This window comes from Acinetobacter sp. (assembly GCF_041919735.1).
GTDB lineage: Bacteria > Pseudomonadota > Gammaproteobacteria > Pseudomonadales > Moraxellaceae > Acinetobacter.
Map to the genome: position 1 here is coordinate 56,975 of NZ_JAYRTF010000010.1, position 13,614 is coordinate 70,588.

Annotated in this window: 11 protein-coding genes; 5 read left to right on the forward strand and 6 right to left on the reverse strand. The window is 46.0% G+C overall.

The window, feature by feature from the left end:
* Positions 1 to 245 precede the first annotated feature (245 nt).
* The 5 genes from aspA (at position 246) to ACE3T3_RS07865 (ending at position 8,425) form a co-directional block, all read left to right on the forward strand.
* Positions 246 to 1,694, forward strand: coding sequence for an aspartate ammonia-lyase (gene aspA, locus ACE3T3_RS07845; protein ID WP_374665691.1), 1,449 nt, complete (start codon positions 246 to 248; stop codon positions 1,692 to 1,694).
* A 385-nt stretch (positions 1,695 to 2,079) separates the two neighbouring features.
* Positions 2,080 to 2,439, forward strand: coding sequence for a hypothetical protein (locus tag ACE3T3_RS07850; protein ID WP_374665693.1), 360 nt, complete (start codon positions 2,080 to 2,082; stop codon positions 2,437 to 2,439).
* 351 nt (positions 2,440 to 2,790) lie between these two features.
* Positions 2,791 to 6,249, forward strand: coding sequence for a transcription-repair coupling factor (mfd, locus tag ACE3T3_RS07855; protein ID WP_374665695.1), 3,459 nt, complete (start codon positions 2,791 to 2,793; stop codon positions 6,247 to 6,249).
* A 230-nt stretch (positions 6,250 to 6,479) separates the two neighbouring features.
* Positions 6,480 to 6,914: an HIT domain-containing protein gene (locus ACE3T3_RS07860; protein WP_120401265.1), complete on the forward strand. Its 435-nt coding sequence runs from the start codon at positions 6,480 to 6,482 to the stop codon at positions 6,912 to 6,914.
* A 53-nt stretch (positions 6,915 to 6,967) separates the two neighbouring features.
* Positions 6,968 to 8,425, forward strand: a complete 1,458-nt coding sequence (locus tag ACE3T3_RS07865; protein ID WP_374665697.1) for an adenylate/guanylate cyclase domain-containing protein — start codon at positions 6,968 to 6,970, stop codon at positions 8,423 to 8,425.
* A gap of 237 nt (positions 8,426 to 8,662) precedes the next feature.
* On the opposite strand, the gene fdx is transcribed toward ACE3T3_RS07865, so the two are convergent.
* The 6 genes from fdx to ACE3T3_RS07895 form a co-directional block, all read right to left on the reverse strand.
* Positions 8,663 to 9,001, reverse strand: a complete 339-nt coding sequence (fdx, locus tag ACE3T3_RS07870; RefSeq protein WP_374665699.1) for an ISC system 2Fe-2S type ferredoxin — start codon at positions 8,999 to 9,001, stop codon at positions 8,663 to 8,665.
* A gap of 16 nt (positions 9,002 to 9,017) precedes the next feature.
* Positions 9,018 to 10,877, reverse strand: a complete 1,860-nt coding sequence (gene hscA / locus ACE3T3_RS07875) for a Fe-S protein assembly chaperone HscA (protein WP_374665701.1) — start codon at positions 10,875 to 10,877, stop codon at positions 9,018 to 9,020.
* Between the two features lie 58 nt (positions 10,878 to 10,935).
* Positions 10,936 to 11,451: a Fe-S protein assembly co-chaperone HscB gene (gene hscB, locus ACE3T3_RS07880; protein ID WP_374665703.1), complete on the reverse strand. Its 516-nt coding sequence runs from the start codon at positions 11,449 to 11,451 to the stop codon at positions 10,936 to 10,938.
* Positions 11,452 to 11,546: 95 nt separating this feature from the next.
* Complete coding sequence (gene iscA, locus ACE3T3_RS07885; protein WP_374665705.1) at positions 11,547 to 11,867, reverse strand: iron-sulfur cluster assembly protein IscA; 321 nt, start codon at positions 11,865 to 11,867, stop codon at positions 11,547 to 11,549.
* 38 nt (positions 11,868 to 11,905) lie between these two features.
* Positions 11,906 to 12,292, reverse strand: a complete 387-nt coding sequence (gene iscU / locus ACE3T3_RS07890) for a Fe-S cluster assembly scaffold IscU (RefSeq protein WP_374665706.1) — start codon at positions 12,290 to 12,292, stop codon at positions 11,906 to 11,908.
* Positions 12,293 to 12,396: 104 nt separating this feature from the next.
* Positions 12,397 to 13,614: an IscS subfamily cysteine desulfurase gene (locus ACE3T3_RS07895; RefSeq protein ID WP_374665708.1), complete on the reverse strand. Its 1,218-nt coding sequence runs from the start codon at positions 13,612 to 13,614 to the stop codon at positions 12,397 to 12,399.

Sequence of the window (13,614 nt, forward strand, 5' to 3'; positions counted from 1 at the left end):
AAGCATATCTAAGCTGAATGAAATAAAAGATACTGAATGCAATATGCAACGCTCAATCATTTTAATATTTGTGAAAGCTTCCGTCGCATGGGGTCATTGTTTTACTCAAATTTACAGAATTTACTTGAATGCATTATTTGTAATCATTTATTTCATAAAGCGATAGAAAAAGCTGTGGCTTATGCATGTGGCAAATATACGATGAGAGTGGCATCACTAAAGTGCATTTATAGAGAGTATTTGACGTGTCTACGGTTCAATTTGAAAAAACAAGAACAGAACGCGATTTGCTGGGCGCAAAAGAAGTGCCTGCAGAGAGCTATTATGGCATTCACACTTTGCGCGCTTTGGAAAACTTTCAAATTTCATCTCAGAAGGTGGGTGAAAATTTGGCGTTTATCCGCGCTTTGGCTCAGGTAAAAAAGGCTTCTGCGCAAACCAATTTAAAATTTGAAAAAATCAATGCTGAAATTAGTGACGCTATTCAGCAGGCGTGCGGCCAGCTCATTGATGCGCCGGAAGCATGGAGCCATGCCTTTCCGCTCGATGTGTATCAGGGCGGCGCCGGGACATCCATTAACATGAACTGCAATGAAGTGATCGCCAACATTGCTTTAGAACAGCTGGGTTTGCATAAAGGCAGCTATTCGCATATTCATCCGAATGATCATGTCAATAAATCGCAATCGACCAATGATGTGTATCCAACCGCTTTGCGCTTAGCAGTGTATTACAGTTTGGATCAGCTGCTGGCGGAGCTGCGTAAAATTATCGACAGCATTTATGCCAAAGCGGCTGAATTTCAATACGTGATTAAAATGGGCCGTACACAGCTGCAGGATGCAGTGCCGATGACCTTGGGGCAGGAATTCCGCGCATTTGCGACGTTATTGAAAGAAGATCTGAAACTGATTGATTCCACACGCCAGCTGCTGCTGGAAATCAATCTGGGCGCAACCGCCATCGGTACAGGGGTGAATACACCGGACGGCTATGCAGAACAAGCGGTGAAAGCGCTGAGAGACATTACCGGTTTGGCGCTGACAGGCGCAGAAGATTATGTGGAAGCGACCAGCGACTGCGGCGTATTCATTATTTTGTCCAGCACCTTAAAGCGCCTTGCGGTGAAGCTGTCTAAAATCAGCAACGATTTGCGCCTTTTAAGCTCCGGCCCGCGTACAGGCTTAGCGGAAATCCGCTTGCCGGAATTGCAGGCGGGTTCTTCAATCATGCCGGCAAAAGTCAATCCGGTGATTCCGGAAGTGGTCAATCAAATTGCCTTTAAAGTCATCGGCAATGATTTAACTGTGACCATGGCGGCCGAAGCAGGCCAGCTGCAGCTGAATGTGATGGAGCCGGTGATTGCGGTATCCATCAATGAATCGATTGCTTTGCTCTGCCAAGCGCTGAAAACATTGGATGTGAAATGCATTCAAGGCATTCAGGCCAATGAGCAGGCTTGCTATGACGCGGTGATGCGCAGTGTCGGCATCATTACCTTATTAGATCCGATCTTAGGCCATGCCAAATGCGATGAAATCGGCAAGCAATGTATTGAGGAAAATAAAACCATCCAGCAGGTGGTGCTGGAGCAGGGCTTATTGACGCAGGAACAGCTGGATCAGATTTTTGCCTTTGAAAATCTGGTTTCCGAAGTTCAGTTTAAGCAGGAAAACCTTGCGCAAGTCTCCTGATCGGCAAGGTGTACTTGGCGGCGTTTCAGAATATCTGCCAAGCGGCCATGTGTGATGAATGCTCAGCACAGCATATGTTCTGTTCTATCTAAGCTCTCGTAAAAAAAGCAGTCTTTAAGGCTGCTTTTTTATTGAGTATGTATTGTGCGTCTGGATTTGAGATCAGGCTTCAGCCAAAAAATACGCTGGCATCTAATCCGCTGCAGATAAACTGGTGAGATAGCGCAATGAATCATGGCAATAGTTCACGCAGTTTGGGCAAAATCGTTTTACACTAGGGGGGGGATATTCATCCGCTTAACGCATAGGCTGCGTTTGAGCGGATCGAGTCAGATAAATCATCAGTTGAAAACTGAAAGATGGATGAAAAGTTAGTTGAGTTGTTATGTTCAATAAAATCACATCAATGTTCAAAAGCAGCAAGCCCACAGAAGAACAGCTGTACCGGGAAGCGCATCAGCTGGAGTTTACAGAAGATCAGGGTATTGTGATTGAAGGGGTGCTGCTGAATAAAGAGCATGCGTCGCGTTTGGAATATCTGTCCAACCGCCGTGTCGATTCATTTGATGATTTAAAAGCCTTATATAATGCATCGATGATCATGAATGAAAAAATCGACTTGGAAATTGCCAATCAGCGATTTGCCGCGCATGTGGGCAATACGGAAGAAAATTTACTGCAGCTGAAACGCTTCCTGAAAATTTTGACAGAGTATTACCGTCAGTTTATGCGTGAACGCCGCTAAAGCGTTGCTGCAATACGGTGCCTGCCTTTCCTCCAAGAAGCCTTTAATTTAAAGAGCCTTTAAGCAAGAAGCTTTTAAGTAAGAAGCTTTCAAGAGGCCGCTTGCCAAAAAATGAGCTGAAATGCCGTGCTGAACATGGCGGTTGAATCCGTCTAAATAGATATTTTTGGGCCGTCCAGGGCTATAAAATGCTATTTAAACGCAGCATGCGCTTCCATATTTTTATAATTCAGCATGCAAAGCCGAAAAGCGGCTTTCGCACAGATTTCAGTCTCCATGAAAAAGCGCATAAGGAATAAAAACATCGTGCTAAGATAATGCGCATGTTGTTTAGACTTTAAAGCTATATACATGTTCCAAGAAGAAATATCACAACTGAAATTAAATCAGCTGAAAGCTGGTGAAAAGCGCTGGATCGGCAATCTGCAAGGTTCGGCCACGGGGCTGCTGTTCAAAGAAATTGCGGCGCAGAGCCCGCAATTGTTCATTATTGTCGCGCGCAACAGCCAGCATTTGGGTCAGTTGGAAAGTGAACTGGAATTTTACGGCATTAAGCCGGTTATTTTTCCGGATTGGGAAATTTTGCCTTATGACCGGCTTTCACCGCATCAAGATATTGTCTCAGAACGTTTAGCGATTCTATCCAATATGCCTAAAGCAGGCGTCTTGCTGATTTCCGCAACAACCTTGGCGCAGCGCGTTGCGCCGGCATCCTGGGTCTTGGGTGAACATTTTGATATTAAAACCGGTCAAAAATTTGACTTGGAACAGCAAAAATTAAAATTGATTCAAGCCGGCTATCATCTGGTTGATACCGTGTATGACCATGGTGAATTTGCTGTGCGCGGCAGTATCATGGATATTTATGCTTCAGGCCAAGCGGCGCCTATCCGCATTGATTTGTTTGATGATGAAATTGAGACCCTGAAATTTTTTGATCCGGAAACGCAGCGCACAACAGAGATACTGCAAAATTTTACCGTGCTGCCGGCCAAAGAATTTCCACTCAAAGAAGGCCGTACAATATTCCGTGACCGCTATGCCGATCTGTTTCCGTCCGCAAATCCGAAGAAAAATCCGATCTATCAGGATGTTTTGGAAGGCATTGCATCGCCAGGCATTGAGTTTTATTTTCCGCTGTTTTTCAGTGCAGAGGCCATGCAAAGCCAAAGCACATTGATGTCGTACTTACCAAAGAATGGCATTGTCATTACAGATAGGCATATGGATGACGGCCTCACCCAATTTTGGAAAGAAGCAGTACGCCGTTATGAAGACCGTCGCCATAATGCCGATCATCCAATTTTGCCGCCGGAACAGCTGTTTATGCAGCCCAGTCAGGTGCTGGAACAGCTGAATCTTTTTGGCCGGATTATCGCCTCTGATGAAGTCTTTGCTGAAAAAGCTGGTGTATTGAATATTGCCTCGGAACAGCCGCCAAGGCTGCCCGTCGATCCGAAGCGTGAAAAACCGTTCGCAGAAGTCAAAAACTATATTGATCAGGCCGATCATCCGGTCCTGCTGGTTGCAGAAAGCGCAGGCCGCCGTGAAACCTTGAAAGATGCGCTTCGTCCAGCTTTAGGCGATATTCCTTATGTGGCGGGCTTTAAAGAGTTTACTGATTCTCTGCATGCAGTCGCCATTACCAATGCGCCCTTGGAGCGCGGCCTGCTGCTGACCCATAAAATTTCGGTCATTTCAGAAAATCAGCTGTATGAGCACCGTGTTGTGCAGCGCCGCCGCAAGCGCCAGCAGGAAGTTTCAGAAGAGTTCCTGATCCGCAGCTTAACCGAATTGAACATGGGCGCGCCTGTAGTGCATATTGATCATGGCGTTGGCCGTTATGCCGGATTGGTGACGCTGAGCATTGACGATCAGGATCATGAGTTTTTGCAGCTGGATTATGCGGATGCCGCCAAAGTCTATGTGCCGGTCACCAATTTGCATCTGATCAGCCGCTATAGCGGCGGCGATCCAGATTTGGCGCCTTTGCATAAGCTGGGTACAGATGCTTGGAATAAAGCCAAACGCAAAGCGCTGGAGCAAATCCATGATGTGGCAGCCGAGCTTTTGCATATTCAGGCGCGCCGTCAAGCGAAGCCGGGTTTTGGCTTTGAGCTGGATCAAAGCTTATATATGCAGTTCTCCAGCGGCTTTGCCTATGAAGAAACGTTAGATCAGGCCAATGCAATTGATGCCGCTCTGCATGATATGCAGCTGGCGAAGCCAATGGACCGTTTGGTCTGCGGCGATGTGGGCTTTGGCAAAACAGAAGTGGCTATGCGGGCGGCCTTTGTTGCGGTACAGAATAATAAACAAGTCGCCGTGCTGGTGCCGACAACGCTTTTGGCGCAGCAGCATTATGAGTCCTTCAAAGACCGTTTTGCGGATTGGCCGGTGCGCATTGAAGTTTTATCGCGCTTCGGCACATCAAAAGCGCATACCAAAACCATTGAAGACTTGGTTGAAGGCAAAGTCGATATTGTCATTGGCACGCATAAAATTCTGCAGGAAAATGTCCAGTTTAAAAATCTGGGCTTGATGATTGTCGATGAAGAGCACCGTTTTGGCGTGCGCGACAAAGAGCGCATTAAAGCATTGCGTGCCGATGTCGATATGCTGACTTTAACTGCGACGCCTATTCCAAGAACGCTGAATATGGCCTTTAGCGGCATGCGCGATTTATCGATTATCGCCACGCCGCCCGCGCGCCGTTTGGCTGTTAAAACCTTTGTGCAGGAGCATACCGGCGAATCAATCAAAGAAGCGATTCTGCGTGAGCTGCTGCGCGGCGGTCAGGTGTATTTCCTGCATAACGAAGTTGATACCATTGAGCGTACAGCAGAAAATATCCGCAATCTGGTGCCGGAAGCGCGTGTCGCGGTGGCGCATGGTCAAATGCGCGAACGTGAGCTGGAACAGGTCATGCAGCAGTTCTATCATAAAGAATATAATGTCTTGGTGTGTTCAACCATTATTGAAACCGGCATTGATGTGCCGAACGCCAATACCATTTTGATTGAGCGCGCAGACAAGCTGGGGCTTGCGCAGCTGCATCAGCTGCGCGGCCGGGTTGGGCGCTCGCATCATCAGGCCTATGCCTACTTGCTGGTGCCGTCGCTGAAAGGCTTAAAAGGTGATGCGGAAAAACGTCTGGATGCCATCAGCCGCGCGTCCAATTTAGGCGCAGGCTTTATGCTGGCTACGGAAGATTTGGAAATCCGCGGCGCAGGCGAGCTGCTGGGTGAACAGCAAAGCGGATCAATGCAGGCCATTGGCTACAGCCTTTATATGGAGATGCTGGAGAAAGCCACCAAAGCCATTCAAAAGGGCAAAACGCCGAACTTTGATGCGCCGCTGTCGCTGACTGCTGAAATCACCCTGCATATGCCGGCCTTAATCCCAGATGACTATTTGGGTGATGTGCATCAGCGCCTGCTGTTCTATAAGCGCATCAGCAATACCGACAGCATAGAAAAGCTGAACAATATCCGCATGGAATTGATTGACCGTTTCGGCATCCCGCCGCAGCCGGTCAAGCAGCTGTTTGCCGTGCATCAAATCCGCCTGAAAGCTGAGCAGCTTGGCATTACCAAAATTGATATCAGCAGCCATGGCGGGCATATCGAATTTTCACCGGATACGCCAGTTCAGGCCATCAGCATTATTCAAATGATGCAAAAACATCCAACCTTTTTCCGAATGGAAGGCGGGCAGCGTTTGAAAGTGATGGTGATGCTGGAAGAATACGATAAGCGCATTCAATTTTTGAATGATTTATTGGACAGTTTGCTTAAAGAAGTGCACTGATTGTAAAGATTTACCCACAAAAAAATAGAATGAAGCGCTGAGTTTCTGCGCTAATTCTATTTTTTGATCAAATAAATGATTTTTTGGGTAAATATATTCAAGTTTTCGGTGTGACCTGCTTCATTCAAATGTTTTTATATTTATACTGAAACACAAAGCTGAGAATATTCACGCCCATAAGGATGTGATAGTATTAGCCATCATTCTAATTTTGCATCATTTATAAAGATATGTTTAGTTTACATCCACAACTTGCTCAAGATACGTTTTATGTAGGCGACTTTCCACTGTCAACATGTCGTTTAATGAATGATATGCAATTTCCGTGGCTTATTTTGATTCCTCGCGTACCGGGCATTACAGAACTATATGAGCTGAGCCAAGCCGATCAAGAACAGTTCCTTCGTGAATCGAGCTGGCTGTCTAGCCAATTGTCCCGCGTATTCCGTGCAGATAAAATGAATGTTGCTGCTTTAGGCAACATGGTGCCGCAGCTGCATTTTCATCATGTTGTACGCTACCAAAACGACGTAGCTTGGCCTAAACCTGTTTGGGGCACACCGGCTGTTCCATACAGCAATGATGTGCTGGCGCATATGCGTCAAACTCTAATGCTCGCGCTTCGCGGTCAGGGCGATATGCCATTTGATTGGCGTATGGACTGATCTGAAAGCGGTCTAAGGGATATGGCTGTTAATTGTCTGTTGGGAGTGAGCGTGTGCCGCTAGACGATTGGATCAGTAAAGAACCGAAACAGTTTGAGTATTTTCATCGGCTGATGGGATATATCATGCTGTCTTTGGTGATAGTCGTTTATTACTACACGCAGCCCGATACTGAATATCAGATCTATATCCCGCTTTTTTTACTGTTTATTTTGCTGATCACGCCAAAGCTCTCGCATTGGCTGATCTACCGCTACAATAATAAAGTCAAGCGCACTGTCTTATTTATTATAGATATCGTGATTATTTCAGTCATGCTGTCTGCCATCCATCTGAATTTAGTGCTGACCTTATTGGGTATTTTTGCGCTGCTCTATACTGCAATCAGCAGCAAAATCTCCTTTATTATGGTGTCGCTGGCCAGCCTGATCGGCGTGGTTGTCTTTTATTTCTGCACTATTTTTATTTTTGGCTTTCATGAATACTTTGAGCCGACCAGTAGTGAGCTGATTATTCTCGGCTTTATGTGCCTGATCACCTATTTTGGCGTGGGCAGCTTCTATCAGCGCGCTCAAAGCTATTATCTTGCGAAGAAAAAAGATCATTATTTTGATCAAATGAACCGCTATATGGAATTTGCCAATCAGCTCAGCCGCTATGCGCCTGTGCAGCTGTGGCAATCCATTATGAAAGGTGAGTCGGAAGCTAAAATTGAATATAAGCGTAAAAAGCTGACAATTTTCTTCTCAGATATTCAAGGTTTTACAGAACTGTCTGAAACATTGATTCCAGATGATTTGGCCTTCCTGCTGAATGATTATCTCAGCCACATGACTGAAATTGCAAAGCAGTATGAGGCGACAGTCGATAAATTCATGGGTGATGCGATTCTGATCTTCTTTGGAGATCCGCACAGCCAAGGCGTAGAGCAGGATGCCAAAATTTGCCTGGAAATGGCCATGGTGATGCGCCAGCAAATGAAGCTTTTGCGCGAACGCTGGATTAAAATGGGTTATCCGCCGCTGCATATCCGCATGGGTATTTCTACAGGTTACTGCCACGTCGGGAACTATGGCGCAGCGCACCGCATGGCTTATACCATTGTTGGCCGTGACGCCAATTTGGCGGCCCGTTTGCAAAGCGCAGCCGAAGTCGATGAAATCCTGATCTCAGATGATACGCATCAATTGGTGAAAAACAATTATCTGTGCGCACCGAAATCGCCTATTTATTTGAAGGGCATTAAAGGTCCAGTGCGGACTTGGCAAGTGATGGAAAAATACTCGTCGAAGAAAACAGAGTATCAGCGCTGGTTCGATTATGAATATAAGGGCTTCCATCTGCTGCTGAATTTAGATGAAGTGCAGAATTTTGAATATCCAGAATTGATTGTAGTGCTGGAGAAAATGATCAAGCGTCTGCAAACGCAGCAGCGTATGACCAACTCTGAAGGTATCGTTAAGCTGAATCTGGAAGATGAAGTGATTGTTGAAGAGAAGCATCATACCTAAGTCATCACAGCTAAGCTAAATGCCATCACAGCTCAATGATCATGCGCCGATGATATTGAGCAGCGGCAGTTTGCTGCGCTGAATCCTGTTAAAGCCTTCGAGTGAAAAGATGCGGCCAGCAATATTTTAGATTAATGCCTCAATAAAAAAACCGCTGATATCAGCGGTTTTTTAGCAACTGGATTTAAGGCTTAATGACCTGCATGCAGATCAAAAAAGATTAAATCTTAGTGATTCTTAGTGATTTTCCGAAGCGTGGTTAATGGTATATTTCGGAATTTCAACTTCTAAATCTTCGTCTTCAATTTTAACTTGGCACGATAGGCGGGAGTCCGGCTCCAAGCCCCAAGCGCGGTCGAGAAGATCGGCTTCTACATCATCCATTTCATCTAAGCCGTCAAAACCTTTGCGTACGATGACGTGGCAGGTAGTGCAGGCTTTTGACATGTCGCAAGCGTGTTCAATCTTAATGCCATTGTCTAATAAGCTTTGGCATAAATTCGCATTTTGCTCAACTTCAAACTCAGCGCCATTTGGGCAAATAGTTGCGTGAGGCAATACTTTAATACGTGGCATAGTCTTTACCTATAAATTAATTTGAGTTTGACCAATCATCGAGCTTGGTGCCTTTGAGCGCAGCATCAATATGCTGATTCATGCGTGCAGCTGCAAATGCATCACTGTGTATTTTAAGCTGTTCTACGGCGTCTTCAATGGCTTTAATCTGATCACTTTCAAGCGTTGCTTCCAGAGCTGCTTTGGCTGCATTTAATTCCGCCAGCTGCTGAGGCGATAAGAGCGATGCATCCGCTTTTAGCGCTTGCACTAAAGCTTCAAGTTCACGTTTTGCTTCCACTTTAGTTTCATGCAAATGGCGAAGCGCTTTATCTTCTTCCGCAAATTTAAAGCCTTCAAGCAGCAGGCGTTCTGTATCAGAATCGGATAAGCCATAAGATGGCTTGATGTCAATTTGCGCATGAACGCCAGACGTGGTTTCTTTGGCAGATACCGTTAACAGGCCGTCAGCATCAACTTGATAGGTCACTTCAATGCGCGCTTGGCCGGCAGTCATTGGCGGAATGCCGCGCAGCACAAAGCGGCCAAGGCTGCGGCAATGTTCAACCAAATCACGCTCACCTTGCACCACATGAATCAGCATAGCGGTTTGGCCATCTTGATACGTGGTGAATTCTTGGCGGCGCGCAACGGGAATAGCCGTGTTGCGTGAGATTAAGCGTTCAACTAAGCCGCCCATGGTTTCTAAGCCAAGCGACAACGGCGTCACGTCTAACAGCAATGAGCCATCTTTGGAATTGCCGATCAGCTGGTTGGCGGTAATTGATGCGCCAATCGCCACAACTTCATCTGGGTTGATGGTGCAAAGCGGTTCTTGATTGAATACTTCGTGGACCGCTTTTTGCACCGCATAAGAACGGGTAGAGCCGCCAACCAGAACCACATTTTGAATGTCATTCAGTTCCAGTTTGGCATCACGCATCACGCGTTTGCAGACGCTGATGGTTTTATCCAGTGCAACTTTAATAATCGCTTCAAATGCAGGGCGGTCTAAAGTGATGTGCTGATTCAACACTTTCAGCTCAACAGACTCTGCATCTGATAAAGCTTCTTTGGCTTTGCGTGCAGCAACAATGAAGTGCGCGTATTCAGCATCATCCAGTGTTTCAATATTCAGCTGTTTTTTCGCCCACTTGACGATTAAGCGGTCGAGATCGTCGCCGCCCAAAGCGGTATGGCCGCCAGTGGCTAGGACTTCAAACACGCCTTGTGAAAAACGCAGGACTGAAACGTCAAATGTGCCGCCGCCCAAGTCATAAATCACGTAGTTGCGGTCATGCGCCAAATTGCTTTCCTGATCCAAGCCATAAGCGACTGCGGCAGCGGTCGGTTCGTTCAGCAAGCGTAGGACATTTAAGCCGGCAAGCTGAGCTGCATCACGGGTGGCTTGACGCTGCGCTTCATCAAAATAAGCGGGAACAGTAATGACTGCGCCATTAATCGGGTTGCTTAAGCTTTCTTCCGCACGGTCTTTCAGCTGTTTTAAAATTTCAGCTGAAATTTCAACCGGTGTTTTGCGGCCTTGCGCCGTTTCAAAGGCCGGCATTTGATGGTCTTCGCCCGTCAGCGCATAAGGGTGCTGGAACTTGATGTCCGCTTTAGAACGGCCCATGAAGCGTTTGACGGAAACAACGGTATTTTTAGGATCAGTGGTAATAAATGGTTTCGCATCATCGCCATATTCAGTGCTTTGCGCTGAATAATGCACGATGGATGGGAGTAACACACGGCCTTGCTGGTCATGAAGCACTTTGGCTTTACCGGAAAGAACCGTGGCAACCAAAGAATGGGTGGTGCCTAAATCGATACCAATCGCAATGCGATGTTCATGCGGTGCACTTGATTGACCTGGTTCTGCAATCTGCAAGAGAGCCATTGTGTTACATCCTTAGAACTTAAATATTTATAAACAAGTGAAATCAAATGGGGGATGATTAAAAATCATCATCCAGATCAAAGCTGTCGTCATCCAAGAAACGGTCTTCAGCTTTGTCTATGTCAGCCATGACTTTGACAAAAAAACGCAATTTACGCACGGTATCCCGCGCTTCAGCCCAGTCTTCATCATCATAATCAATTTTGAATTCGCGAACTAAGCCTTCAATCCATTGCTGCACTTCGGTTTTCAGCGAAATTAAATCATCTGCAGAACCTGCTTCATCCAGCTGTTCGCGGATTTCCAGTGCCGACTGCAAAAACTCAAAGTCATTGATGGACTGATCCAAAAGATAGTCCTGTTTTTTCAAACTGAGTAAATAGGCTGCGCGGCTGTCGACATTGGATAAGGCTTTGAAGGCTTGATTGATTTCGCTGGATTTAATTAAAGCTTGATCTTTGTCTTCGGCTTTATCGGGGTGATATTGCTGCTGCAGCTGAAGAAAAGCGTCTTTAAGCGCTGCTAAATCAATATCGAGTGCTTCAGGGAGGTTGAACAGCTCAAAATGATTCATGGGAGAAGTGGTCCGGGGTTGATGTGCAAATGCATGCTTTAAATACAATTAAAACAGTGATTGTACACTGTTTTAATGCATAAGGAGGGCGCCGATTAAACAGTGAATGACTCACCGCAACCGCATTCACCCTTTTTATTTGGGTTGTTGAATTCGAAACCTTCGTTCAAGCCGTTTTTCACGTAGTCCATCTCCATACCATCAAGATAAACCAAGCTTTTCGGGTCTACGAAAACTTTAACGCCAAACTGTTCAAAGCTTTGATCATGCGCATCAACTTCATCAACGAATTCGAGCACATAGGCTAGGCCTGAACAGCCTGAAGTTTTCACGCCAACGCGAATACCTTCACCCTTACCGCGATTTTTTAAATAATTGCTGATATGAGCTGCAGCAGTTTCGGTTAAATGGATCATGGAAACTCCGTAATACGTACTTCAAAAACTGGAAACAATTAAGCTTTAGTTTTTTTGCTGCGGTAATCTTCCACAGCGGCTTTAATGGCATCTTCTGCAAGTACAGAGCAGTGTACTTTTACAGGAGGCAGGGCTAGTTCAGTCGCAATATCAATGTTTTTGATGGCTTGCGCTTCATCTAAAGTTTTGCCTTTCAGCCATTCAGTCACCAATGAGCTTGATGCAATTGCTGAACCGCAGCCATAAGTTTTAAAGCGCGCTTCTTCAATTACGCCATTGTCATCCACTTGGATTTGAAGGCGCATAACATCGCCACAAGCTGGTGCACCGACCATACCTGTACCAACGTTTTCTGCATTTTTGTCTAAAACACCAACATTACGAGGGTTTTCGTAATGGTCAATTACTTTGTCGCTATAAGCCATGATGCTTCTCCAAACCTCGGGGTCAGCCTAATATTAAATATGGGGGTGAAATTACAGTTTTCAATGAGATAGCTTTATATTTAAAGCTATCTCAGCGGGATGAATCAGTGTTCAGCCCATTCAACAGTAGAAAGGTCGACACCATCTTTGTACATGTCCCAAAGCGGAGAAAGGTCACGCAATTTCTCAACAGCAGCTTTAGTAATTTCAAGAACGTGGTCGATATCTTCTTCAGTGGTGTATTTGCCAAAGCTGAAGCGGATAGAACTGTGCGCAAGTTCATCAGTCAAGCCCAATGCGCGAAGCACATAAGATGGCTCAAGTGTTGCAGATGTGCATGCCGAACCGGAAGATACCGCAGCATCTTTCAACGCCATCATCAGTGATTCACCTTCAACAAAGTTGAAGCTGACGTTCAGGTAGTTGGCAACGTTTTGAGTCGGGTGGCCGTTAAGGAACACTTGCTCAAGGCCTTGCAGGCCATTCCACAGCTTGTCGCGCAATACGCGGATGCGTGTTTGCTCTGACTCCAGGTTTTTGCCTGCAAGTTCAAACGCTTCGCCCATACCGACAATCTGGTGAGTCGCAAGCGTACCGGAACGCATGCCGCGCTCATGACCGCCGCCATGCATTTGCGCTTTAACGCGTACGCGAGGAGAACGGCGGACGAATAATGCGCCAATGCCTTTAGGGCCATAAATTTTGTGAGCAGAGAAGCTCATCAGGTCAACTTTCATTGCAGAAAGGTCGATGGCAACTTTACCGGCAGCTTGAGCAGCGTCAACATGGAAGAAGACTTTGTTTGCGCGGGTAATTTCGCCGATCGCAGCAACATCTGTGACTGTACCGATTTCATTATTCACCATCATCAAAGACACTAAGATAGTATCTGGACGCAGTGCAGCTTGAACCATCTCAGGGGTGATTAAACCTGTTTTTGGCTGCGGTTCAAGATAAGTAATTTCAAAGCCTTCTTCTTCTAATTCACGGCAAGTATCTAAAATCGCTTTATGCTCAATCTTAGAGGTGATGATGTGCTTGCCTTTTGATGCATAGAATTGAGCAACGCCTTTCAGGGCCAAGTTGTCAGATTCTGTAGCGCCTGAAGTCCATACGATTTCACGCGGATCAGCTTTTATCAGATTTGCGACTTGTTCACGCGCATATTCAACTTTTTCTTCTGCCTGCCAGCCGTATGCGTGCGAGCGTGAAGCTGCGTTGCCGAAAGTACCGTCAAATGTAAGGCACTCCATCATACGCTCTGCAACTTGAGGATCTACCGGAGTAGTTGCTGCATAATCAAGATAAATAGGACGTTTCAT

Excerpts from the sequence above, each read along its gene's own strand:
- ACE3T3_RS07850 (WP_374665693.1), top strand. The coding sequence starts at position 2,080 with ATGTTCAATAAAATCACATCAATGTTCAAAAGCAGCAAGCCCACAGAA.
- mfd (WP_374665695.1), top strand. The coding sequence starts at position 2,791 with ATGTTCCAAGAAGAAATATCACAACTGAAATTAAATCAGCTGAAAGCT.
- ACE3T3_RS07860 (WP_120401265.1), top strand. The coding sequence starts at position 6,480 with ATGTTTAGTTTACATCCACAACTTGCTCAAGATACGTTTTATGTAGGC.
- fdx (WP_374665699.1), bottom strand. The coding sequence starts at position 9,001 with ATGCCACGTATTAAAGTATTGCCTCACGCAACTATTTGCCCAAATGGC.
- hscA (WP_374665701.1), bottom strand. The coding sequence starts at position 10,877 with ATGGCTCTCTTGCAGATTGCAGAACCAGGTCAATCAAGTGCACCGCAT.
- hscB (WP_374665703.1), bottom strand. The coding sequence starts at position 11,451 with ATGAATCATTTTGAGCTGTTCAACCTCCCTGAAGCACTCGATATTGAT.
- iscA (WP_374665705.1), bottom strand. The coding sequence starts at position 11,867 with ATGATCCATTTAACCGAAACTGCTGCAGCTCATATCAGCAATTATTTA.
- iscU (WP_374665706.1), bottom strand. The coding sequence starts at position 12,292 with ATGGCTTATAGCGACAAAGTAATTGACCATTACGAAAACCCTCGTAAT.
- ACE3T3_RS07895 (WP_374665708.1), bottom strand. The coding sequence starts at position 13,614 with ATGAAACGTCCTATTTATCTTGATTATGCAGCAACTACTCCGGTAGAT.